Raw genomic sequence first — 21,242 nt, 5'->3', positions numbered from 1 at the left:
TCTGCATGTCCCGACCTCCTGCTCAACAAAAGCCCCCAATGAAGGGCGCGGAGCGGGAGGCGTCCATCCCATAACGCTCTCGCCGAGACGATCAACGGCCTCTACAAGGCGGAGCTGATCCACCGGCGCGGACCTTGGCGGAGCTTCGAGGCCGTCGAGTTCGCCACGCTGGCCTGGGTCGACTGGTTCAACAATCGCCGGCTGCTGGAGCCTATCGGCAACATCCCGCCGGCCGAGGCCGAGGAACGCTATTACGCGATGCTGGACGAGCCAGCTATGGCGGCGTGACTCAAACGAAATGGCCTCCGGGAAACCCGGGGCGGTTCACGTGAAGGGTTCACCAACCTTCCGATCAAGATCGTCACTCAGGTGAAGTTCAATTCAAATCTGAAATCGAGCTGGTTCACCTCGGTGATGCAGATCATCAGTAACCTAACCATGATCACCGTTATGCTCTCTGGCGCGGCGCTCATTCGCGAGCGCGAGCAGGGTACGGTCGAGCACCTGCTCGTGATGCCGGTCGTACCTATCGAGATCATGCTGTCGAAGATCTTAGCGAACGGCATTGTCATCGTGGCTGCCGCGGGACTGTCACTGCTGCTTGTGGTGCAGTGGTGGCTGCAGGTACCGATTACGGGATCGATCCTGCTATTTTTAGCCGGCTCGTGCTTCTATGTGTTCACGGTCGCAGCGCTTGGCATCGCTCTCGGCACCATCGCTTCCACTATGGCCCAGTTATGCCTCCTGTCGATCCCGGTGTTGCTGGTGATGATGCTTCTTTCCGGCAGCACGACACCGCTGGAAAGCATGCCAATCTGGCTGAAGTACATCATGCTGGTCATCAGCCCTACGCCGCACTTCGTCGTTTTTGCCCAGAATGTGCTTTACCGAGGCGCCGATGCTTCCATCGTCTGGCCCGAGATCGTTGCGACGACCGCTATTGGGAGCATCTTTTTCGGTATCGCGTTGTACCGCTTCCGCCGCGTTATTTTCAGCGGCTGAAAGTGCAGACTCGCGAAATCTGAAGAGCGGATATCGTCGACAGGCGCTTCGCGTGCTCAAACGAAAGATGCAGAGGGAAGGCGTCTTCCGCGAATGCGGCAGCGCGAGAGCTCGAGAAGCCCAGCATCAAACCGCCCGCGCCAAGGATCGCTCCTACTGCCGCCTTAGCGATCAAAATCAACCGCATCGGCGGCAACCGCAACGGTTGCGAGTGGATCGGGGAAACGGAGCGATCGAAGACGCAGGCTGGTGAGAATGGAGGCATAGTGTGAACTCGATTGCAGCTCTATGCCGCGATTAGCGGGCCCACACCCTGATCGAGGGAACGCTCATGACTCTTTCTGCGCGCGATTGTGGCGCCGAGGGAAGGTTGGACCAATGGCAGGCGTCGGCCTCAAGCTAGTAGTGGAAGGTCCAGAGCAGGCTCTCGCTCAGCCCCTTCAGCGCCTCGACCGCGTCTGGGCGCTCGCGCGCCAGCGTGGTGATCAGCGCGTCGGCCACGGCGAAAGCCGCGGTCGGAGAGTTCGGCAGGAAGCTGTTGCGGGCCGGGGCGAAGAAGGTCATGTCGGCCAGCGGCACAAGCGGCGATGATGGCCCGTCGGTCAGGGCGACCAGGATCGCGCCGCGTTTCTTGGCGAACTTGGCGAGCTCCAGCGTCGCGCGCGAGTAACGCGGCAGCGAGATCGCGATGACCACGTCCTGCGGACTGGCCGAGAGCATATGGCGGACGGCGCGCTCGGGCCCGCCGCGCGAGGAGGCGAAGACGACCTCGGCGTCGAGGTAGAGCGCCAGCCCATCCTCGAGGAAGGCCCCGACATAGTGGCTGGCGCCGGAGCCGACGATGAAGATCCGGCGCGCCTTCAGCATCAGGCCGATGGCGCGGTTGACCGTCTCCTCCTCCAGCGTCGCGATCGCCTCGTCGAGATTGGCGGCCTCGCCCTTCAACGTCGTCGCCATGGTGGCGAAGACCGAGCCGGCAGCGGCACGCGCATCGGCGAGCCCCTCGACCGGCGCGAGCGCGACTTTGAGCGCCGTCGACAGCGCCGCGCGGAAATCGCCATAATTGCGGTAGCCCAGCGCCCGGACGAAGCGGGTCACGGTCGCGGTCGAGGTGCCGCTCTTCTCGGCCAAGCCCTCGATCGTCACCGTCGCCGAATCGAGCGGGCTCTGCAGCACGAAATCGGCCGCCTTGCGATGGCCCTCGCTCAGCGAGGGGTAGATCCGGGCGATGCGATTGGCGAGATCCGTCGTCGGCTTCAGGGCGCGTGACATGGCTCTCCCGGTGATTGACGTCGGATCATTTTCATGTTTGCTACCGCGTGAAAATAAAGCTGTCAAAACCATCAGCTACGGGAACGGAGACCGACCGATGCGTCAGCGCGCATTCATCACCCTTCTGCTCGGCGCCAGCATGCTCAGCGCGAGTGTGCTCAGCGTTCCTGCCATGGCGCAGACCCTGCGCATCGCGCTAGCCTCCGAGCCGACCGCGGTCGACCCGCATTATCACGACCTCACCCCCAACAACGCTCTCGCCCAGCACATCTTCGACAGTCTCGTGCGCCAGGACGAGAAGCAGGCGCTCCAGCCCGGCCTCGCCACCTCGTGGGAGAATGACGGCAAGAACCGCTGGACCTTCAAGCTGCGCCAGGGCGTCAAGTTCACCAACGGCCAGCCCTTCGGCGCGCAGGACGTGGTCTTCACCTTCTGCCGCACGCTGAAGAACGAGACCAAGGTCTCCGATTCCTTCGCCGACATCACCGGCAATTTCGCCAAGGTCGAGACGCCGGATGCCGGCACGCTGGTGATCGAGACCAAGGAGCCGGAGCCGCTGCTGCCGACCCTGCTCTCGGGGCTGCCGATCCTCTCCGCCTCGATCGTGCAGCACGGCGCCATCAGCTACGATATCGAGAAGAACTGCGGCGTCACCGGCGCCTGGCCGGCGGTCAACAATTTCAACGACGGCTCGATGGCGATCGGAACCGGTCCCTACAAGTTGAAATCCTATGTCCGCGGCTCAGCGATCGAGCTGGAGCGCAACCCGAGCTATTGGGGGGCGGCCGAGCCCTGGGCAACCGTGCGATTCCTGCCGGTGACCAATGCCGGCCCGCGCCTCGCCGGCCTGCTCGCCGGCGACTACGACGTGATCGAGAACCCAGCGGCCCGCGACCTTGGCCGGATCAAGAGCGACAAGCGCTTCGGCTCGGTCATCACGCCCTCGACCCGCGTGGTCTATTTCCAACTCGACGTCGCCCGCGACGAGAGCCCCTTCGTCAAGGCGCCCGATGGCAAGAATCCGCTGAAGGACGCCCGCGTGCGCAAGGCGATGTCGCTCGCCATCGACCGCGAGGCGATCGTCAAGCGCATCATGGATGGCGCGGCCGAGCCGGCCTACCAGTATCTTCCGACCGGGATGTTCGGCACGCTGCCAAACCCGCCCAAGCTCGCTTACGATCCCGCCGCCGCCAAGAAGCTGCTGGCCGAAGCGGGTTATCCGAACGGCTTCCAGCTGACGCTGTCGTCGACGAACGACCGCTACATCAACGACAGCCAGATCACCCAGGCGGTCGCGCAATACCTGACCCAGATCGGCATCAAGACCGAAGTCGACGCGATGACGCGCGCGATCTACTTCCCGCGCCGCGCCAAGAAGGAATTCAGCGTCGCGATCGGCGGCTGGGGCTCGGCGACCGGCGAGGCCGCCTCCTTCCTGCGCCAGTGGCCGCCGACCCCGAACGAGGCCAAGACCCTCGGCGGCTCGAACTATGGCGGCTACAAGAACGACGAGTTCGACAAGGTGATCCGCGCCGCGGTCTCGACGCTCGACGACAAGAAGCGCGCCGAACTGCTGCAGCAGGCGATGAAGCTGGTCCTTGACGACGGCGCCTTCATCCCCCTCCATTTCGAAAGCGGCATCTGGGCTCACAAGGCCGAGCTCGCAGTCACCGGCCGCGCCGACCAGTTCATGCTCGCCATGTCGGTGAAGCCGGCGAAGTAAGCCGGCGATCACCTCACCGAGGTTCGGCGCATGACCGCCTTCGTCCTGCAGCGGCTGATCCAGAGCCTGCTCGTGCTGCTCGCGGTCTCGATCGTGGTCTTCCTTGCCGTCTATGGCATCGGAGACCCGATCGAGCTCCTGGTCTCGCCCTCGGCCAGTGCGGCCGAGCGCGAGGCGTTGATCCGTCGCCTCGGCCTCGATCTGCCGGTCTGGCAGCAATACCTGACCTTCATGGCCAATGCGCTGAAGGGCGATCTCGGCCGCTCCTTCGTGCATGGCGTCCCGGCGCTGCAGCTGATCCTGGCGCGGCTGCCGGCGACCTTCGAACTGGTGCTGCTGGCGATGACGCTGGCGCTCGCCGCCGCCATCCCGCTCGGGCTGAGGGCGGGCCTGAACCCCGACAGCCGGAGCGCCCGGATCGTCATGGCCAGCACCGTGCTCGGCTTTTCGCTGCCGAGCTTCTGGAAGGGCATGATGCTGATCCTGCTCTTCGCCGTCTGGCTCGGCTGGCTGCCGACCGCGGGCCGCGGCGAGACGGTCTCGGTTCTCGGTGTCCAGACCAGCCTGCTGACGCTCGACGGGCTGCAGCACATCGCCCTGCCCGCGCTCAACCTCGCGATCCCGAACCTTGCCCTGATCATCCGGCTCGTCGCCGCCGGCACCACCGAGACGATGACCCTCGACTACGTCAAATACGCCCGCGCCAAGGGCGTGCGCCCCAAGCGCATCGTCAACCGGCACATCCTGCGCAACATCCTGATCCCGGTGGTCACCGTGGTCGGCGTCGAGTTCGGCAGCCTCGTCGCCTTCTCCACGATCACCGAGACCGTCTTCGCCTGGCCCGGCATGGGCAAGCTGCTGATCGACTCGGTCTACCAGCTCGACCGGCCGGTGGTCGTCGCCTACGTCCTCCTGGCGACGCTGCTCTTCGTCACCGTCAACTTCCTGGTCGACGTGCTCTATGCCGCACTCGACCCGCGGGTGAAGCTTGCCGGAGAACAGGCATGAGCCTCGACACTCCGCGCCTCGCCGGCCCCATCAAGGCCGACACGCCCTTGCGCGAAAACGTGCTGCGCCATCTGCGCAATCGCCCGACCACGCGCGGCGCCGCGATCCTGCTGGGGATCATGGTGGCGCTCGCTCTGCTGGCTCCATTCATCACGCCGCAGAACCCGCATGACCTCGGCTCGCTCAGCGTGATGGACAACCGCCTGGCGCCGGGCGAGCAGGGCATGAGCGGCTTCACCTTCTGGCTCGGCAGCGACGCGCAGGGCCGCGACATGGTGAGTGCCATCCTCTACGGGCTGCGCACCAGCCTGCTCGTCGGCCTGGCCTCGACCATCGGCGCGCTCTCGATCGGCATCCTCGCCGGGCTCGCCGCGGCGCAGTTCGGCGGCGTGGTCGACGCCGTCATCATGCGCGTCGTCGACTTCATGCTCGGCTTCCCCTCGATCCTGGTCGCGCTGGTGCTGCTCGCCTCGATCGGGCGCGGCGTCGACAAGGTCATCCTCGCCATCGTGCTGGTGCAATGGGCGCAATATGCCCGCCTGATGCGGGCGGCGGCGCTGGTCGAGCGGCGCAAGGAATACATCGAGGCGGCCGTCAATTTCGGCCTGCCGACCCGCCACATCATGCTGGCGCATCTCCTGCCGAACTCGGTCGGTTCAGTGCTCGTCGTAGCCAGCATCAGCATCGCCTCGGCGATCACGCTGGAAGCGACGCTCTCCTTCCTCGGCGTCGGCGTGCCGGTGACGCAGCCCTCGCTCGGCCTGCTCATCGCCAACGGCTTCGAGTTCCTGCTCTCCGGCGAATACTGGATCGCCGTCTTCCCCGGCATCGCGCTCGTGCTCCTGATCATGTCGCTCAATCTCGTCGGCGATCGCCTGCGCCGCAGCTTCAACGTGCGCGCATGAGCGAGACCCATCTCCTTTCCGTGCGCGGCCTCAAGACCGTGTTCCATGCGCAGGACGGCGCCTGGCCGGCGGTCGACGGCGTCGATTTCAGCGTCGCCAAGGGCGAGGTGCTCGGCCTCGTAGGCGAATCCGGCTCGGGCAAGTCGGTGACCGGCTTCTCGCTGGTGCAATTGATCGATCCGCCGGGCGAGGTCGTCGCCGGCGAAGTCCTGTTCGACGGCGACGATCTGCGCGCCGCGTCGCAGGAGCGCCTGCGCCAATTGCGCGGCGACCGGATCGCGATGATCTTCCAGGATCCGCTGATGACGCTGAACCCGGTGCTCAGCATCGGCGAGCAGATGAGCGAGGCGATCCTCGAGCATCGCGCCTGCAGCCGGCAGGAGGCGCTCGAAAAGGCTGCCAAGGCGCTGACGCGTGTCGGCATCTCCTCGCCGGAGGCGCGCCTGAAGCAGTACCCGCACGAATTCTCCGGCGGCATGCGCCAGCGCGTCGCGATCGCGACGGCCCTCCTGAACGATCCCGACCTGATCATCGCCGACGAGCCGACCACCGCGCTCGACGTCACCATCCAGGCGCAGATCCTCTACGAGGTGCAGAAGCTTTCGCGCGAGAGCGGCGCCGCGGTGATCTGGATCACTCATGATCTCGCCGTCGTCGCCGAACTCGCCGACCGGGTGGCCGTGATGTATGCCGGCCGCATCGTCGAGATCGGCGATGTCGAGATCGTACTCGACCGGCCGCGCCATCCCTATACGCTCGGCCTGCTCAACTCCTCCGCCACCATGGTCGAGCCGGGCGAGCGCCTGCGCCAGATCGACGGCATGGCGCCGCGCATCGACTCGCGGCCCTCCGGTTGCCCTTTCCGGCCGCGCTGCGAGCGGGCCTTGCCGGTCTGCGCCGAGAGCGATCCGCAGCCGCAGGCCCATGACGGCCGCACCTTGCGCTGCCACAACCCCGTGCCGGATCAGGTGGCGGCATGAGCGAGACCCTGTTCGAGCTGCGCGGCGTCCGCAAATATTTCCGCGGCAAGGCCAACATGGCCGAGCGTATCCTGACCGCGATCGGCAAGCATGCGCCGCCCTCGACGCTGAAGGCGGTTGACGGCGTCAATCTCAGCGTCCGCAAGGGCGAGGTGCTCGGCCTCGTCGGCGAATCCGGCTGCGGCAAGTCGACCCTGGCACGCATCGCCACCGGCATCCTGCCGCCGACCGAGGGCGAGGTCGTCTACAAGGGTCGCTCAGCCGCGGCGCTGAAGGGCAAGGACCGGCTCGATTATCTGCTGAAGGTGCAGATGATCTTCCAGGACCCCTATGCCTCGCTCGACCCGCGCATGCGGGTGAGCCGCATCGTCGGCGAGGCGCTTTCGGTCCACAAGCTGGTGCCGAAGGCCGAGATCGACGGCGCTGTCGACCGGGCGCTGAGCGAGGTCGGACTCGACCTGGCTTATCGCGAGCGCTACCCGCACCAGTTCTCCGGCGGCCAGCGCCAGCGCATCGGCATCGCCCGCGCGCTGGCGGTGAAGCCCGATTTCCTCGTCTGCGACGAGCCGGTCTCGGCGCTCGACGTCTCGATCCAGGCGCAGGTGATCAACCTGTTCATGGATGTGCGCGAGCGGCACGGCCTGACTTATCTCTTCGTCAGTCATGACCTCGGCCTCGTCCGCCATATCAGCGACCGCGTCGCGATCATGTATCTCGGCCGTACCGTAGAGATCGGCAGCGCGACCGCGATCTTCGCCGAGCCGGCGCATCCCTATAGCGCCGCTTTGATCAAGGCGATCCCGTCGGCGGCACGGCGCAAGAGCAGCTTCCAGCCGCTCAAGGGCGAATTGCCCTCGCCGCTGTCGCCGCCTTCCGGCTGCCCCTTCCACCCGCGCTGCGAGCACGTCATGGCGGTCTGCCGCGAGGTCCGCCCGGAGCTCACGGAAATCGCGCCCGGCCGCAGCGCCGCCTGCCACCTGCACAAGATACCGAAGGCCGCATGACCACGCTCGTTCTCGATCCGCCGCAAGGCCGCAGCACCCTGCCCTTCGTCGACGCCCGCCATCCGGAGCGGCCGCTGGAGGTCAATTTCTACCGTCCGGCGCGGCATCGCCCGGAGGACGAACTCGTCTTCGTCCAGCACGGCATGCTGCGTAATGGCGACGACTATCGCGACTTCTGGATCGACGCTGCCGAGAAGCACAACCTCTTGATCGTCGCCCCGACGTTCGGCAACGCGCACTTTCCCAAGGCCGAAGGCTACAATAACGGCCTCGTCGTCGGCGAAGGCGGCGGGATCGCCGCCTCCGGAGACTGGCTCTATGCTATCCCCGTCCGTGTGCTGACGGCGCTGCGCAAGGCTGGCGTGACAACACGCGACAAGGTCAAGCTGTTCGGCCATTCCGCCGGCGGCCAGTTCGTCCACCGTCTGCTGGCGACACAGGCCGAAACGCCCTACGAGGTCGCCTTCGCCGCCAATTCCGGCTGGTACACGCTGCCGACGCTGGAGCGGCGTTTTCCGGAAGGACTCGGCGGGCTCAGTTTCGGCGAGGCGGAGCTCGCGCGCTGGCTGGCCTGGCCGATGGTGATCTTCGCCGGCGACCAGGACATCGTCACCAGCGATCCCAGCTTGCCGGCGCAAGCGGAGGCGCTGGGGCAGGGGCCGATGCGCTATGCCCGGGCGCATTTCATGCTCGACTTCGCCAGAGCGGAAGCGGCGCGGCGCGGCCTTCCCTGCAACTGGTCGCTGATCACCGTGCCTGGAGTCGGTCATGACGGAGCTGCGATGTCGCGAGCCGCCGCCGCGTACTGGTTCGAAGGTCGCATTCCGCGAGTCGATGAACTGAAGCCCCAGGCGGCGGTGGCCTGACGTCTGCAGCGCCTCTCGCGAAAATCGTTGGATCGGCCGCCTATTGTAGCCGGAGGATCCGACTGAAGAGTCGACGCCGTCTGCAACGAGGCGGACTACCCGGGAGCTTCGGATTTAATCGAAGCCGGATGCCAATTATGCCAGATGTCCGCTTCGGGGCAGAGGGCGAAGGACAGCTTCTGGCGCGTTTCGCCCTGACGAGCAGTGGACGTATTGTGGCCCTTAACTGACCCAGGCAAGGTCCTCTTTCCGGCAGTTCGCCTCAGCGCCTCGTAGCCGAGCCGCAGTTAGCGCCAAGCACAAGAAGTCAAGCACTTCAGAATTCTACCGTCGCCCGCCAAGGGCGATCAGACTGACGTCGATCGTGCCCGCCCGGAAACCGGCCTCACAATAGCATAGATAGAATTCCCATAGCTTGCGGAACTGCTCGTCGAAGCCTTGCGGAGCGATCTGCGGCCAGTTCTCCAAGAAGCGCCCGCGCCACTGCTTCAAGGTCCAGGCGTAGCTCGAGCCGAACCCGACGCGCTCGATCTCGACGAGCCCCGCCGCCTGCGCCGCGCCGACCAGTGCGGGAACCGAAGGCAGACAGCCCCCGGGGAAGATGAAGCGCTGGATGAAGTCCGTACTTTGCTGGTAGGGCTCGAACAGAGCGTCGTCGATGGTGATCGCCTGCAGCACCGCATGACCACGGGCCGTCAGCGAGCGGCTCAAGGCGGCAAAATAGGTCGGCCAGTAGTCGCGTCCCACCGCCTCGATCATCTCGATCGAGACGATGCGATCAAACTGGCTGACAACGTCGCGATAATCCTGCAGGCGAAGATCGACCCGGTCCGCCAGCCCGGCTTCGGCGATCCGCCTTTGCGCGTAGTCGAGCTGCGCCGGGGAAAGTGTGATCGCCGTGACAAGGCAGCCCTCGCGGGCCAGGCGCTCGGCCAGGGCGCCCCAGCCGCAGCCGATATCGAGAACCCGCTCGCCGCCCGAGAGCGCGAGCATCCCGACGATCCTGTCGAGCTTGCGATCCTGCGCGGCCTCGAGCGTGTCCGTCGGTGCCTCGTAGAGGGCGGACGAGTAGGTCATGCCTGCGTCAAGCCAGTACCGGTAGAAGTCGTTGCCGAGGTCGTAATGGGCGGTGATGTTGCGGCGACTGCCGGCCCGGCTGTTGGCGTTGCGCGAGTGCCGCAGCCGATTGAGCAGGCGCGCCGGCCAGGTGCCGGAGACGAGCCGGCGGAGCGTCGCATCGTTACGCGCCCCGAGTTCGATCAGCGCCGTCAGGTCGGGCGTCGTGAAATCGCCGTCGCGGTAGGCCTCGGCCAGGCCGATATCGCCGTCGAGCATCAGCCGACGCATGGTGCGCCAGTTCTTCAGGACGATCGCCGCCTGCGGGCCGGGACCGGCGGACCCACTCCAAAGCTGCTCGCCTTCGGGGGTGACGATGCTCAGCCTGCCGACGACGATCTGCGAGAGCAGCCGTCGCAGGAACCAGCGGGAGAGGCCGATGCCGCCCCGCAGCGAGAGCGACGAGTCGGCCATCGATGCCTGGCGTTCGGTGTCGGGAAGCCTCATGGCTGCGTCGATTCCTTCGGAAGAGGAGCCGCCCGGCCGGTGCTGAACCGATGCTCGGGCGGAGCAGGATGCGTCCACCAGCGCATGCGCTTCGCCAGCAGACGCAGCGCGTGCCAGTGGATGGCGGCGGTGACCTTCAAGGTCAGCAGCGGGTGGGTCGCCAGCAGGCGCAGCAGCGCCGGGTCGTCGAGCGTGCGGCGTTCGCCGCTGAGGGAGGCGGCGATCAGCCTGCCCTCGGCGTCATGCCCGTCGATCACGACCGCGACGCGCTCGCCAGGCGGCTCGACCTGAAAGGCGTAGCGCATGGCAAGGCTCATGAAGGGCGAGACATGGAAGCGCTTTTCCGCCTCCTGCCGCACGGGACGCGCCTGCCCGCCGACCGGTGCGACATAACTGTGGATCTCGCCGAAGGTGTTGTGTACCTCGTAGACAGTGGCCCGCAGGCCGCCATCCCGGCCATAGCAGAAGTAGATGCTGACCGGATTGAAGGCGTAGCCGAGGATGCGCGGCATGGTCAGCAGCCGCACTGCGCCGTCATCCCAGCCGATGCCCGCCGCCGCCAGCGCTTCCGCAACCTGGTCCTTCAACGGCCTGCCGCTGCGGTCGCCGTAGTCGGCATCCCGGAAGGCGTAGAGGTTGAAGCGGTTGCGGGAGAACAGGCGCGATCGCTGGGCCAGGGCTTCGATCTCGTCGAGATCGAGCAGCATCCAGAAGACGCGATAGGCCAGCGCATGCGGCTTCGGCCGGAACCGGCTGTGGCGGACGCGGCCGACATAGAGCGCGGAATGCCAGGTCGTGCTGCGCGTCATGCCGCCAGCTCGCGCCGAGCTGGGAGCGGGATCCGGCCGGATTCGTCGATTACGTTCCAGGGACGCCGGACGTCGCCGAGCGCCTCGGCGACGGCGAGCCCCGACTGCAGCCCGTCCTCGTGAAAACCCGAGCCGAAATAGGCGCCGCAGAACCAGCTTCGCCTCGCACCCTGCAGCGCCCACAGATGCTCCTGGGCTGCGAGCGCGGCCCGGTCGAAGATCGGATGCTCGTAGACCTCTTCCCGCAGGATGGTCTCGGCGCGCAGCGTCTCGGGCGGGTTGAGCGTGACGAAGAATGGCCGCTGCCTGGGCAGATCCTGCAGGAGGTTCATCCAATAGGTGACCGCGCAGGCGGCATCCGGCCGGGCGCGCTCGCCGAGATGGTTCCAGCTCGCCCAGGCGCGGCGGCGACGCGGCATCAAGGCCTCGTCGCCATGCAGCAGGGCGCGATTCCGGCTGTAACGAAAGGCGCCCAGCGCGGCCGCTTCGAGCGGGTCGGGATCAGCCAGCATCGCCAGCGTCTGGTCGGCATGGGTAGCGAAGACGACCTGGTCGAAGCGCTCGCTCCAGCCGTCGCCCGCAACCAGCACCTCGTTCGGCGAGCGCCTGACCTGCCGCGCCGGCGTGCCGAGCCGGACGCCGCCGCGAAACCGGCTGCGCAGCCGCTCGACATAGACCGCGCTGCCGCCAGTGACGGTGCGCCAGAGCGGGCGGTCGGTCAGTTGCAGCAGGCCGTGATTATGATGGAAGCGGAGGAAGGCCTGGGCAGGATAGGACAGGATCTCCGAGCAGGGAGCCGACCAGATCGCCGCCGCCATCGGCAGGAGGTGATCGTCCCGAAACGCGGCGCCATAGCCGCCGGCAGCCAGATATTCGCCGAGCGTCATCGCCGCGGCGCTTCCTGTCAGGGCGTCGCGAGTGGCGTCGCGGTAGAAGCGGACGAGGCCCCGGAGCATGGCCCAGAAGCGCGGGTTGGCGAGATTGCCAGGCTGCGCGAACAGGCCGGACAGGCCGGTGCCGCTGTATTCGAGGCGCCCATCGTCGAGCGAGACGGCGAAGGACATTTCGGTCGGCTGCGTCGCGACGCCGAGATGGTCGAGCAGGGCCACGAAGTTCGGATAGGTCTTCTCGTTGTAGACGATGAAGCCTGTATCGACCGGCGTTTCTGCGCCACCCTCTCCCGGCACCAGCACAGTGTTGGCATGGCCGCCTAGCCTCGGCTCGGCCTCGATCAGCACGACGTCATGCGCCTGTCCCAGCAGCCACCCCGCCGACAACCCGGCGATGCCGGCGCCGATGACGGCGATTTTCTTCGGGTGTGCGTGAGCCTGCGGCATGGCCATTCCTTGCTTTTCGGAAGGCTATACGCGGGGGGCTGCTCTTTGGATTTGTCGCCCGGTCCCGGAAATGCCGCTGCTATGTGAGCCGATCGCTCGTGCCGCGCGTAAAGCAGAACGAGGCAAACAAAGGTCCGGCAATGCCCGCCAAGCGGTTGAAGCGTCTGTTCGCGGCACTAGGTGCCTATGTCGCCCATCCGCGGCCGCGGGAAGCCATCGCCAACACCGTGGCGTTGGTGATCGTCTCGAACCAGCCCTTCTACCCGCTCTATCTTTATTGGGCCGTGTCGCCGGTGATCTCGCCAGCCTTTCTGACCTTCCTCTCGACGCCGCTGTTCGCGCTGGTGCCGCGCGCGATGCGCAGCAATTCCAGGCTCGGGCGCTGCCTTTTGCTCTGCGCCGGGATCGGCAACACGCTGCTCTGCCGCTTTGCCTTCGGCAACGCCTCAGGCGTCGAAGCCTTCCTGTTCCCCTGTCTGATGCTGTCGGCGCTGCTCTTTCGCCGCGACGAGCGCATCTATGCCGCCGGGTGCATGGCGCTGAGCTTCGCGGCCTATCTCTTCCCCGTCGATGCCGTCATGGCTCCGCTGCATCTCTACACGCCGCAGGAATATCTCGCCCTGCAGCGCCTGAACTTCCTGAGCGCGGCGTCGCTGACGGCGCTGATAGGCTGGCTTTTCGCCCAGCGACGCCCGGACATCGCGCCAGACGGGGAAACCGGAACCGAACAGCGAGCGTAGAAGAGACGTAACTTGCGGAAAGGACATCGCATGAGACGTCTTCTGCTCGCCCTGATCGTGGCGTCCCCATCGGCCGCGAGTGCGGCTTCGACCACGCTCGACGGCACTTGGCTGCGCGACGACGGCAACGCCCGCGTTCGCATCGCTCCGTGCGGCGACAAGATCTGCGCGACCAATCTCTGGATCAGCGACACCAGCAACGGCGAGGCAGCCGGCGACAAGCTGATCATGACCCTGTCGCGCCAAGCTGACGGCTCCTTCTCCGGCACCGCCTATGATCCCAAGCGGGACTGGTCCTATTCGATGACCATCAAAACCGCTCCGGGCGAACTCACCACGCGCGGTTGTATCCTCGGTCGCCTGGTCTGCCGCGATGTCGGCTGGAAGTCGGCCGACTAGCCGACAGGCCCGCGCAGTGATCCGTCGCCGCGGTGCCACCGTATCTTCGCCATGGTTGCCGCGTTCACCCTGACCGTCGAAGATATGCGCGAGGCGTCAGCCGCAGCGCCGGGAGGTCGGTTCTTCGCTTTGTTCGACGCCAATGCCTTGATTGCCGCGATCGCGCGCTCGGGCGACCGGGACGCGTTCGCCGAGCTGTTCGACCATTTCGCGCCGCGCGTGAAGGGATTGCTGATGCGTGGCGGGACCTCTGCGGAACTGGCCGAGGAAATCGCGCAGGAGACGCTGCTCACGGTCTGGCGAAAGGCCGCCCTGTTCGATCCTGCCAAGGCGAACGCCTCGACCTGGATCGCCACGATCGCGCGCAACCGGCGCATCGACATCGCCCGGCGCGAAGCGCGGTCACGGCTCTCGCAAGTTTATGAGATTCTCGATGAAGACGGACCTGAACAGCCTGACGAGACCATCTCGGGAGCCGAGCGCGATGCGCGGATCAGGGCAGCGATGACCGGATTGTCCGCCGACCAGTACCGCGTCGTCGAGCTCGCCTTCCTGGAGGAGTTCAGCCATCAGGACGTGGCGAAACGCCTGGCGATTCCGCTCGGCACGGTGAAGTCGCGGCTGCGCCTGGCGCTTTCGCATCTGCGCGGCAAGCTGGAGGATCTGCGATGAGCACGGTCCATCGCCCATCTGACGAGACCCTTGCCGCCTTTGCCGGCGGGCACCTCGACGAGGGGCTGGCGCTGGCTGTGGCTGCCCATGTCGAGCTGAACAGCGAAAGCCGGCACCTCGTGCAGGAGGCCCAGGCGATCCAGGGCGCCATGCTCGACCGCATCGAGCCGGTTGCGATGGCGAGAGGTGCTCCGGATCCATCCGGGCAAAAGCCGGCGGACAATCCGATCGTCGCCCTTCCACCGGCCGAGCAGGACATGCCGAATGTATTGCGTCCCTACGCCTTCGGGCCCTGGCGGCCGATCGGCATCCGGGTCGCGATGCGGCGCATCGAGGTGCCTGGAGCACAGGCGCGGGTCTTCATGCTGCGGGCCGGTCCCGGGATCGCGCTGCCGCACCACAGGCACACCGGCTTCGAATGGACGACCATCCTGTCCGGCGCCTATGAGCACGAATATGGCCGTTATGCCGCCGGCGATTTCGACGAGGCTGACGCGGAGCACCATCACACGCCGCGTGTCGACCCCATCGAGGGCTGCACCTGCCTCGTCGCCATGACCGGCAACGTCCTGTTCCAGGGCTGGCTCGGCCGGCTGCTGCAACCGCTGGTGCGGCTGTGACCCTGGCCTCCTTCGCCGCGGCGCTGCTGTTCATCGCGGTCGCGATGTCGGCGACCATGCAGTTCGCGACCCGGATCGAGCGCCGCACCGGCAACTCCGGCTGGATCGACGTCGTCTGGACGTTCGGTCTCGGCGTGACCGGTGCCGCGGGCGCACTCCTACCGTTCGGCGACGGGCCGCTTGGCCGCCGCCTCTTCGTCGCTGCGCTCGTCGTGGCTTGGGCGCTGCGCCTCGGCCTGCACATAGCGGGCCGTACCAAGGGTATCGCCGACGACCCGCGCTATGCGCGGATGAAGCGCGACTGGGGCCCGCAGGCGCCTGCAAAGATGGCCCGGCTGCTGCAATTGCAGGCGCTCGCGAGCATCCCCCTCGCCATCGGCATCGTCCTGGCGGCTCATAATCCGGCGGCGCTGGGCCAGGCGCAGGATGCGCTCGGCCTGGCGATCTTCCTTGTCGGCATCGCCGGAGGCGCAATCGCCGACCGGCAGCTTCGCGCCTTCGCCCGCTCCGGACGAGGCGGCGTCTGCGATACCGGTCTCTGGGCGTTCTCGCGGCATCCCAATTACTTCTTCGAAGCCGTGCTCTGGTGTGCCTATGGCGTGATCGCTTCCGCCATCGCTTACCCGCAAGGCTGGCTCGCCTGGCTCGCGCCCGCCGCGATCACCCTGCTTCTCGTCCGCGTCTCCGGCATTCCGCCGCTGGAGGAGCACATGCTCGCCAAGCACGGAGCGGCCTATCACGACTATCAGGTGCGGACCAGCGCCTTCATCCCGCTGCCGCCACAAGGAGCCGGGCCATGACGATCATGCAGAGGCTTTCGAGCTGGGGCGAGGCTTTGCCGGTGCCCGATGCGATCAGCCGCATGGTCATCGCATCGCTGGTGGGACGAACGGAGCGCACGCTCGCAACCCAGCCAGGCAATGCGGCTAGCTTCGCGCGGGAGATGGCTGATCACCCGATCGCGCTGCACACAGATGCCGCCAATGCCCAGCATTACGAAGTGCCGGCAGCATTTTTCGAGGAGGTCCTTGGGCCGAAGCAGAAATACTCCTGCTGCTATTACGCCGACCCGGCCGACAGTCTCGCAACGGCCGAGAATGCGGCGCTGGCGCTGACTGCCGAGCATGCCGGCCTCGCCGACGGGCAGGAGATCCTCGAGCTCGGCTGCGGCTGGGGCTCGCTCTCGCTGTGGATGGCGGAAGCCTACCCGCAGGCACGGATCGTCTCGGTCTCGAACTCGGCCTCGCAGCGCGCCATTATCGAAGCGCTCGCGCGCGAACGCGGCTTCGGCAATCTACGCGTGATCACCGCCGACATGAACGACTTCGCCATCGAGGAGCGCTTCGACCGCGTCGTCTCGGTCGAGATGTTCGAACACATGGCCAACTGGCGCGCGCTGCTCGGGCGCGTCCATGGCTGGCTGCAGCCGGACGGGCGCCTGTTCATCCACGTCTTCGCCCATGTACAGGGTTGTTACCGCTTCGATGTCGGCGAGAGTGCCGACTGGATCGCCCAGCACTTCTTCACCGGCGGGATCATGCCGAGCGCAGCTCTGGCGCACCAGTTCCCCGATCTCTTCGCAGTGGAAGAAGAATGGCGCTGGGGCGGCGACCATTATCGCCGTACCGCGGAGGATTGGCTGGCGAATTTCGACCGCAACCTGCCGTCGCTCGAACCGATCCTGCGCGCGGTCTATGGCGAGGACGCGCCTTTATGGCGCCGGCGCTGGCGCCTGTTCTTCCTGGCTACGAGCGGGCTTTTCGGGCACTCGGGCGGTGAAGCCTGGGGCGTCAATCACTATCGGCTCCGGCCCGTCTGACGGCGCGCGGGCCGCGGCTGGCGATCAGAGCCAGCCCCAGCTGCCCGCGCGCCGCACGGCCTCGTACGCAATCCAGCTGCAGAAGCTGACCACCACCGTGCCGTAGACGATGTCGGCGAGCGTGATCGTCAGCGTCCACGGTCGAAGCGTTGCGTAATTCGTCAGATCGTAGGTGGCATAGGCGAGCAGGCCGATCAGGGCTCCGTTGACGAGCGCCGCACCGGCGTTGCCCTCGCGCAAGGCGGGCATCACCGCGAAATGCAGCACGCCGAGCGGAAAGCCGAAATAGAACAGAGCCGCCGGCACATAGCGCACCTGTTCGACTATCAGGTCGCCGAGCGCCGGACGATAGAGCCTGGTCGTCATCGTACCGAGCCAGACTGCATCGCAGATGCCGAAGGCGACGAGAAAGGCGACGTAGCCGGCGACGAAGCGCATGACGACCTCCAGGACTTGGTACCTGCAGATACGCAGCGCGCGCCCATCCGGATTACCTTGCCGAGCAGCTTGCACCGCCCGACGATCCAGCGCGCCTTGTTCGACGTACATTCGCAAAGGCCAGCAACGCAAAGGCGCCTATGACGATCTCGATTTCCAGGCGCGCTGTCATGGCGGCGCTTTCCAGCATGGCCCTCGCCGGTTGCGCCGCGCTACGGCCAGGCGCGCTGAACGAAGGCGCCCGCGACGTCGCCTATGGCCGCCATCCCCGTCAGACGATGGATATCTATGTTCCGCCCGGCGGCAGATCGGGAAAGCCGGTCGTCTTCTTCATCTATGGCGGCTCATGGGCCAACGGGGCCAAGGAGAGCTATGCCTTCGTCGGCGACGCCCTGGCCAGTCGTGGCTTCGTCACCGTGATCGCCGACTACCGGCTCGTGCCGGAGGTAAGGTTCCCGGTCTTCATCGAGGATGGCGCCGCGGCGCTTCGCTTCGTCCGTGACAACGTCGCGCGTTACGGCGGTGATCCGCGCAGGATTCACCTCATGGGGCACTCGGCGGGTGCCTACAACGCAATGATGCTGACGCTGGACTGGAGCTATCTCGCGCGCGCCGGCCTGTCCCCCGATGTCATTCGCTCGGCGGTAGGCCTTTCGGGTCCCTATGACTTTTTGCCTCTGGATATCGACGTGACCAAAGCGGCATTCGGCTCTGCGCCCAAGCTGGAACGGACGCAGCCGATCCATTTCGCACGCAAGGACGTGCCGCCGATCCTGCTCGCGACCGGCGCCGCCGACACCACCGTCCTGCCCCGCAACAGCGAGCGGCTCGCCGCTGCGTTACGCCGCGCCGGTGCGCCTTCCGCGACGCTCAAGATCTATCCGGGCCTCGGTCACGCCGGAACGGCGGCGTCGCTCGCGCGCGCTATGAGTTGGCGAGCGCCCGTTCTCGATGATGTGGTCGAGTTCTGGGAGGAAGCCCGACCGGCTCTTCGCGAATGATGTGTCATGACTCCAATTTGAGACGCCCCAGCCTGGATCGGCCCACTCGGAAATGTCCGCTTTCGGGCAGCGGATCAATGTCTGCTAGTGGCGCTGCACTGCCTCGAGGTTCTCTCGGCCGACACGCGACAACCTGCTGTGTCCAAGCGATATTTCAGCTCGTCGACCGACCATGACGGCGAGGACCTAGTCTAGTCCCTGAGGAAGAATGTCACCATCTCCCGGGAGGCATCGGGACCGAGTGGATCGGTGTAGCTTCCGCTGGAATCGCCGCGGCACCAGGCATGACCGGCGCCTTCGATGAGTAGGTGCTCGGCCAGCGTTTCGCCCGCACCGTCGATCAGGACCTGGCGGCTGGTCTTCCGTCCCGCGCTCGTCTCATCGTTGAGGATGATCGACGATCCGGGATGACGCCCCCGCATCCTCTCGAAGATCTCTTCGGCGTTCGACGGATGGACGGTGGTGTCGGCCGTTCCGTGAATGATCAGCTTCCGGCTGACTTGCGCATTGCTGCTTCGCCGCCCTCCTTTCCCATCGCCTTTCATTGCGGCGTAGGCCGATATCACGTCATGGGCCGCGAGATATGGCACGCCGGAGTGAAGACCGACTCTGGAGAACACCTTAGGATGCGTCTCGGCAAGGACGTCCGCCATCGCCGCTCCGGCGGACAGACCGGCAGCGAAGACGCGCTCTGGGACGATGCCGAACTCGCGCGACAGCGTCCGAGCCAAAGCCGCCAGTATCGCGGGTTCGCCGGCCCCCGCGGACTGGTGGCGGCGATCGAACCAGTTCCAGCATCCCTGGGCGTTGGCGGTCCGCGGTTGATGGGGATAGGCGACGATCAGGCCGAATTCCTCGGCTAGGCGGTTCATTTGCGTTCCGCGCGCGAAGTCGTCCGGATCCTGCTTGCAGCCGTGCAGCATAACGACGAGAGCGGGTTTGGGATGGCGATGCTCCGGGACGTAGAGCTTGTAGTTCATGCTTCCCTCCGCCGTATTCTGCGTTCGCCAGGTGAAGCGGGGGTTGTTCTGGGCGGGGGCCCGGTTGGGCCGGGCCATTGGAGTGGAGAATGCACTGCGTTGTGCCTTCAGCAGGTTCAGCACATTGCCCAGCCCTCGTTCGGCATGTTCGCCGAAACGATTTCCGGATGCCCCGCCTCGAGAGTTGGAGCGAGCAAAGCCACCGCCGGTTAATGCGTCGCGGATCGCGCTGCTGGCTCCGGCAACGTCGGACGTCTTGAGGCGCGCCATAGCATCGGCGACGGCATCCTGGATGCGAACAGTCATCGTCTCGTCCTTGCGGGTTAGGATAGGCGGTCCGCCAGCGCGGCCTTGACCTCAGGAGAGGCATGGAGTGCGCCAAGGACCGTGAGCGAGGCGATCGTCTCGCGGGCCAGGTCGGGCGTGACGTCGTCAGCGATGACCGCCAGGCCGAGGACGCGAATGTCCAGTCGCTCGCCTGCCGCTGCCACGGCTTCGAGATCGGAACGGGTGAAGGTCCGCAAGCCGAGTTCGAGCGAGAGGCGGCTCGTCGCGTTGGTCGCGACGTCGGCATGGGTCACGAGCTGATTGCGAATGGCGGTCCGGATAAAGTCGGATCGGTTCGAATAGAATCCGTCCCGAACGAGCAGATCGATCCTGCCAAGATCGACGAAGCCAACATTGATCGTGAGCTTTTCGCTTTCGACAATCCTCATGGCCATCCCATGCCCATCCGTGTGGATGGTATATGGATGCCTGTGCGCGACATTCAAGGTCTGCCGTTGAAGAGTTCAGCCAGTCGGGCACAGAGGACGATGGCGCGGTCGGGCTCACCTGTCGTATGGTCGAGCTGACTGCAACAGCCGGGGCCGTTGATGACCTCCGAAGCAATCCGTGCCGCTTTGCACGATGAGGCGCAGGCTGTTTCGGCCGTTATCAGCCTCGCTTTTGCAACCGATCCGATGGCGCGTTGGTCCTTACGCGATGCGAAAACCTATCTCGCCGTAATGCCCGACCTGATCCGCGCGTTCGGTGCCGCCGCCTACGATCATGAGAGCGCTTATGTGAGCGGGGACTTCGCCGGCGCGGCGCTTTGGCTGCCGCCCGGCGTGGAGCCTGATATGGAGACACTCGAACGCCTCATTCGGACGAACGCCGATCTGGCGATCCTGTCCGAGGTCGATGCGGTCTTCGAAGCCATGGGCCGCTATCATCCGACGGTCCCGCACTGGTACCTGCCGTTGATCGGCACCGACCCCGCACGGCAGGGACAGGGAGTCGGCACCGCTTTGATGCGCCACGCGCTCGAACGATGCGACCTAGAGGGCGTCGCGGCCTATCTCGAATCGTCAAACCCAAAGAACATTCCGCTCTATCAGCGGCACGGCTTCGAGATTCTCGGCACCATCCAGATCGGATCCTCGCCGGTCCTGACGCCGATGCTGCGTCAGGCGCAACCGGCGCGGGCTAGCTTGTCGCGGTAACCCAATGTCGAGGGCGCAATGACACGGTATGTCGTCGGCCACGATGTCGTTTTGCGACTGGCGCAGCGGTCTGTCGCCATCCCTTCGCAACATAGCCTGCTCGCGCCAACGCTTCTTCGTTCCCAGGTACTAGCGGCTCTGTATGCCGCGGTGAGACGGAGCGAGTTCGGACGCGACGAGGCACGCCGTCAATTGAACTATCTCCGGTCGCTCAACATCCGACTGCTCGGGGATCGCGTCTTGCAACGGGCTGCCTGGGATATCGCCAGCCAGTTGAATTGGCACGACACCTATCAGGCCGAATACATCGCCTTGACCCGGCTGCAAGCGGACGCGTTCGTCACCTTGGACGACGAACTCGCTCTGACGATCCGGGATGTCGTACCCCTTGCATCGATCGAGGACGTGATCGACAGCGGCAGTTGATCGGAGGAACCAAGAAAGTCGTCTGCGTGAACTCCACGGTTATGCGACTACGGTTCGAGGTTTTCGCCGCCGTTGTTCATCGCCATCTTATGGAGGCGCTGCGCTGCGACCTCATCAGTGTCCGGCGTCAGCGCTCTTGAGACCATTTAGGGGTTTTCGGGAAGGGAGGATTTCTGGATCATCGCAGCCATTAT

Annotated in this window: 22 protein-coding genes and 2 pseudogenes; 17 read left to right on the top strand and 7 right to left on the bottom strand. The window is 65.8% G+C overall.

All coding sequences use genetic code 11. The annotated features are described in order from the left end of the window. Positions 1 to 66: 66 nt before the first annotated feature. Together AC1RMY_RS26195 and AC1RMY_RS26190 are read left to right on the top strand one after the other, a co-directional pair. A pseudogene (locus tag AC1RMY_RS26195) lies at positions 67 to 288 on the top strand (integrase core domain-containing protein); the annotation flags it as partial. Positions 289 to 348: 60 nt separating this feature from the next. Then, positions 349 to 1,002: pseudogene (locus AC1RMY_RS26190) on the top strand (ABC transporter permease); the annotation flags it as partial. A 399-nt stretch (positions 1,003 to 1,401) separates the two neighbouring features. On the opposite strand, the gene AC1RMY_RS26185 reads toward AC1RMY_RS26190, so the two are convergent. Further along, entirely contained in the window at positions 1,402 to 2,274 is an 873-nt protein-coding gene (locus AC1RMY_RS26185; protein ID WP_492869632.1) for a MurR/RpiR family transcriptional regulator, read from the bottom strand. A gap of 97 nt (positions 2,275 to 2,371) precedes the next feature. Between AC1RMY_RS26185 and AC1RMY_RS26180 the strand changes: the two genes are divergently transcribed. Genes AC1RMY_RS26180 through AC1RMY_RS26155 form a run of 6 tightly spaced genes read left to right on the top strand, consistent with a single transcriptional unit; the run spans position 2,372 to position 8,760 of the window. Next, positions 2,372 to 3,997, top strand: coding sequence for an ABC transporter substrate-binding protein (locus AC1RMY_RS26180; RefSeq protein WP_492869630.1), 1,626 nt, complete (start codon positions 2,372 to 2,374; stop codon positions 3,995 to 3,997). A 30-nt stretch (positions 3,998 to 4,027) separates the two neighbouring features. After that, on the top strand, positions 4,028 to 5,005 hold the full coding sequence (locus AC1RMY_RS26175) for an ABC transporter permease (protein WP_492869628.1): 978 nt from the start codon (positions 4,028 to 4,030) through the stop codon (positions 5,003 to 5,005). Then, positions 5,002 to 5,910, top strand: a complete 909-nt coding sequence (locus tag AC1RMY_RS26170; protein ID WP_492869626.1) for an ABC transporter permease — start codon at positions 5,002 to 5,004, stop codon at positions 5,908 to 5,910. The genes AC1RMY_RS26175 and AC1RMY_RS26170 overlap by 4 nt, the downstream gene beginning before the upstream one ends. Further along, the gene (locus AC1RMY_RS26165) at positions 5,907 to 6,890 is read left to right on the top strand and encodes an ABC transporter ATP-binding protein (protein ID WP_492869624.1); all 984 of its coding nucleotides are present in this window, start codon (positions 5,907 to 5,909) and stop codon (positions 6,888 to 6,890) included. Before AC1RMY_RS26170 ends, AC1RMY_RS26165 begins: the two co-directional genes overlap by 4 nt. Next, the gene (locus AC1RMY_RS26160) at positions 6,887 to 7,894 is read left to right on the top strand and encodes an ABC transporter ATP-binding protein (protein WP_492869623.1); all 1,008 of its coding nucleotides are present in this window, start codon (positions 6,887 to 6,889) and stop codon (positions 7,892 to 7,894) included. Before AC1RMY_RS26165 ends, AC1RMY_RS26160 begins: the two co-directional genes overlap by 4 nt. After that, entirely contained in the window at positions 7,891 to 8,760 is an 870-nt protein-coding gene (locus AC1RMY_RS26155; protein ID WP_492869622.1) for an alpha/beta hydrolase family protein, read from the top strand. The genes AC1RMY_RS26160 and AC1RMY_RS26155 overlap by 4 nt, the downstream gene beginning before the upstream one ends. 324 nt (positions 8,761 to 9,084) lie before the next feature. On the opposite strand, the gene AC1RMY_RS26150 is transcribed toward AC1RMY_RS26155, so the two are convergent. The 3 genes from AC1RMY_RS26150 to AC1RMY_RS26140 are packed head-to-tail and all read right to left on the bottom strand — an operon-like array spanning position 9,085 to position 12,469. Continuing rightward, positions 9,085 to 10,323 (bottom strand): class I SAM-dependent methyltransferase, encoded by a 1,239-nt coding sequence (locus tag AC1RMY_RS26150; RefSeq protein WP_492869620.1) that lies wholly within the window; start codon positions 10,321 to 10,323, stop codon positions 9,085 to 9,087. Continuing rightward, positions 10,320 to 11,132: a DUF1365 domain-containing protein gene (locus AC1RMY_RS26145; RefSeq protein WP_492869618.1), complete on the bottom strand. Its 813-nt coding sequence runs from the start codon at positions 11,130 to 11,132 to the stop codon at positions 10,320 to 10,322. The genes AC1RMY_RS26150 and AC1RMY_RS26145 overlap by 4 nt, the downstream gene beginning before the upstream one ends. Continuing rightward, complete coding sequence (locus tag AC1RMY_RS26140; RefSeq protein WP_492869616.1) at positions 11,129 to 12,469, bottom strand: NAD(P)/FAD-dependent oxidoreductase; 1,341 nt, start codon at positions 12,467 to 12,469, stop codon at positions 11,129 to 11,131. Before AC1RMY_RS26140 ends, AC1RMY_RS26145 begins: the two co-directional genes overlap by 4 nt. Before the next feature lie 140 nt (positions 12,470 to 12,609). Here AC1RMY_RS26140 and AC1RMY_RS26135 point away from each other — a divergent pair, with 140 nt between their 5' ends. From AC1RMY_RS26135 to AC1RMY_RS26110, 6 genes are read left to right on the top strand one after another with little or no spacing between them, the layout of a single operon-like run. After that, entirely contained in the window at positions 12,610 to 13,209 is a 600-nt protein-coding gene (locus AC1RMY_RS26135) for a hypothetical protein (RefSeq protein WP_492869614.1), read from the top strand. A gap of 30 nt (positions 13,210 to 13,239) precedes the next feature. After that, a complete protein-coding gene (locus tag AC1RMY_RS26130) occupies positions 13,240 to 13,608 on the top strand; it encodes a DUF2147 domain-containing protein (RefSeq protein ID WP_492869613.1) in 369 nt (122 codons plus the stop codon). 51 nt (positions 13,609 to 13,659) lie between these two features. Beyond that, positions 13,660 to 14,280, top strand: a complete 621-nt coding sequence (locus AC1RMY_RS26125) for a sigma-70 family RNA polymerase sigma factor (protein WP_492869611.1) — start codon at positions 13,660 to 13,662, stop codon at positions 14,278 to 14,280. After that, complete coding sequence (locus tag AC1RMY_RS26120; protein ID WP_492869609.1) at positions 14,277 to 14,900, top strand: ChrR family anti-sigma-E factor; 624 nt, start codon at positions 14,277 to 14,279, stop codon at positions 14,898 to 14,900. The genes AC1RMY_RS26125 and AC1RMY_RS26120 overlap by 4 nt, the downstream gene beginning before the upstream one ends. Then, a complete protein-coding gene (locus AC1RMY_RS26115) occupies positions 14,897 to 15,700 on the top strand; it encodes a DUF1295 domain-containing protein (RefSeq protein WP_492869608.1) in 804 nt (267 codons plus the stop codon). The genes AC1RMY_RS26120 and AC1RMY_RS26115 overlap by 4 nt, the downstream gene beginning before the upstream one ends. Beyond that, complete coding sequence (locus AC1RMY_RS26110) at positions 15,697 to 16,719, top strand: SAM-dependent methyltransferase (RefSeq protein WP_492869606.1); 1,023 nt, start codon at positions 15,697 to 15,699, stop codon at positions 16,717 to 16,719. The genes AC1RMY_RS26115 and AC1RMY_RS26110 overlap by 4 nt, the downstream gene beginning before the upstream one ends. A 24-nt stretch (positions 16,720 to 16,743) precedes the next feature. Here the strand turns inward: AC1RMY_RS26110 and AC1RMY_RS26105 are convergent, their stop codons facing one another. Next, on the bottom strand, positions 16,744 to 17,157 hold the full coding sequence (locus AC1RMY_RS26105; protein WP_492869605.1) for a DUF2177 family protein: 414 nt from the start codon (positions 17,155 to 17,157) through the stop codon (positions 16,744 to 16,746). A 170-nt stretch (positions 17,158 to 17,327) separates the two neighbouring features. Between AC1RMY_RS26105 and AC1RMY_RS26100 the strand changes: the two genes are divergently transcribed. Further along, positions 17,328 to 18,158: an alpha/beta hydrolase gene (locus tag AC1RMY_RS26100; protein WP_492869603.1), complete on the top strand. Its 831-nt coding sequence runs from the start codon at positions 17,328 to 17,330 to the stop codon at positions 18,156 to 18,158. A gap of 191 nt (positions 18,159 to 18,349) precedes the next feature. Here AC1RMY_RS26100 and AC1RMY_RS26095 read toward each other — a convergent pair whose 3' ends face one another. Both AC1RMY_RS26095 and AC1RMY_RS26090 read right to left on the bottom strand, forming a co-directional pair. After that, entirely contained in the window at positions 18,350 to 19,444 is a 1,095-nt protein-coding gene (locus tag AC1RMY_RS26095) for an extracellular catalytic domain type 1 short-chain-length polyhydroxyalkanoate depolymerase (RefSeq protein ID WP_492869601.1), read from the bottom strand. 17 nt (positions 19,445 to 19,461) lie between these two features. After that, positions 19,462 to 19,860: a CopG family transcriptional regulator gene (locus AC1RMY_RS26090; RefSeq protein ID WP_492869599.1), complete on the bottom strand. Its 399-nt coding sequence runs from the start codon at positions 19,858 to 19,860 to the stop codon at positions 19,462 to 19,464. Between the two features lie 153 nt (positions 19,861 to 20,013). On the opposite strand from AC1RMY_RS26090, the gene AC1RMY_RS26085 reads away from it, so the two are divergent. Next, positions 20,014 to 20,622 (top strand): GNAT family N-acetyltransferase, encoded by a 609-nt coding sequence (locus AC1RMY_RS26085; protein ID WP_492869597.1) that lies wholly within the window; start codon positions 20,014 to 20,016, stop codon positions 20,620 to 20,622. A gap of 18 nt (positions 20,623 to 20,640) precedes the next feature. Further along, on the top strand, positions 20,641 to 21,048 hold the full coding sequence (locus tag AC1RMY_RS26080) for a type II toxin-antitoxin system VapC family toxin (RefSeq protein WP_492869595.1): 408 nt from the start codon (positions 20,641 to 20,643) through the stop codon (positions 21,046 to 21,048). Positions 21,049 to 21,242: the final 194 nt, after the last annotated feature.

Source organism: Allobosea sp. GW822-FHT03F07, assembly GCF_058801345.1.
This window is presented reverse-complemented; position numbering and strand designations above follow the sequence as displayed.

Coding starts and splice junctions, on each gene's coding strand:
- AC1RMY_RS26185 (WP_492869632.1), bottom strand. CDS start 2,274: ATGTCACGCGCCCTGAAGCCGACGACGGATCTCGCCAATCGCATCGCC.
- AC1RMY_RS26180 (WP_492869630.1), top strand. CDS start 2,372: ATGCGTCAGCGCGCATTCATCACCCTTCTGCTCGGCGCCAGCATGCTC.
- AC1RMY_RS26175 (WP_492869628.1), top strand. CDS start 4,028: ATGACCGCCTTCGTCCTGCAGCGGCTGATCCAGAGCCTGCTCGTGCTG.
- AC1RMY_RS26170 (WP_492869626.1), top strand. CDS start 5,002: ATGAGCCTCGACACTCCGCGCCTCGCCGGCCCCATCAAGGCCGACACG.
- AC1RMY_RS26165 (WP_492869624.1), top strand. CDS start 5,907: ATGAGCGAGACCCATCTCCTTTCCGTGCGCGGCCTCAAGACCGTGTTC.
- AC1RMY_RS26160 (WP_492869623.1), top strand. CDS start 6,887: ATGAGCGAGACCCTGTTCGAGCTGCGCGGCGTCCGCAAATATTTCCGC.
- AC1RMY_RS26155 (WP_492869622.1), top strand. CDS start 7,891: ATGACCACGCTCGTTCTCGATCCGCCGCAAGGCCGCAGCACCCTGCCC.
- AC1RMY_RS26150 (WP_492869620.1), bottom strand. CDS start 10,323: ATGAGGCTTCCCGACACCGAACGCCAGGCATCGATGGCCGACTCGTCG.
- AC1RMY_RS26145 (WP_492869618.1), bottom strand. CDS start 11,132: ATGACGCGCAGCACGACCTGGCATTCCGCGCTCTATGTCGGCCGCGTC.
- AC1RMY_RS26140 (WP_492869616.1), bottom strand. CDS start 12,469: ATGCCGCAGGCTCACGCACACCCGAAGAAAATCGCCGTCATCGGCGCC.
- AC1RMY_RS26135 (WP_492869614.1), top strand. CDS start 12,610: ATGCCCGCCAAGCGGTTGAAGCGTCTGTTCGCGGCACTAGGTGCCTAT.
- AC1RMY_RS26130 (WP_492869613.1), top strand. CDS start 13,240: ATGAGACGTCTTCTGCTCGCCCTGATCGTGGCGTCCCCATCGGCCGCG.
- AC1RMY_RS26125 (WP_492869611.1), top strand. CDS start 13,660: ATGGTTGCCGCGTTCACCCTGACCGTCGAAGATATGCGCGAGGCGTCA.
- AC1RMY_RS26120 (WP_492869609.1), top strand. CDS start 14,277: ATGAGCACGGTCCATCGCCCATCTGACGAGACCCTTGCCGCCTTTGCC.
- AC1RMY_RS26110 (WP_492869606.1), top strand. CDS start 15,697: ATGACGATCATGCAGAGGCTTTCGAGCTGGGGCGAGGCTTTGCCGGTG.
- AC1RMY_RS26105 (WP_492869605.1), bottom strand. CDS start 17,157: ATGCGCTTCGTCGCCGGCTACGTCGCCTTTCTCGTCGCCTTCGGCATC.
- AC1RMY_RS26100 (WP_492869603.1), top strand. CDS start 17,328: ATGGCGGCGCTTTCCAGCATGGCCCTCGCCGGTTGCGCCGCGCTACGG.
- AC1RMY_RS26095 (WP_492869601.1), bottom strand. CDS start 19,444: ATGACTGTTCGCATCCAGGATGCCGTCGCCGATGCTATGGCGCGCCTC.
- AC1RMY_RS26090 (WP_492869599.1), bottom strand. CDS start 19,860: ATGGCCATGAGGATTGTCGAAAGCGAAAAGCTCACGATCAATGTTGGC.
- AC1RMY_RS26085 (WP_492869597.1), top strand. CDS start 20,014: ATGACCTCCGAAGCAATCCGTGCCGCTTTGCACGATGAGGCGCAGGCT.
- AC1RMY_RS26080 (WP_492869595.1), top strand. CDS start 20,641: ATGACACGGTATGTCGTCGGCCACGATGTCGTTTTGCGACTGGCGCAG.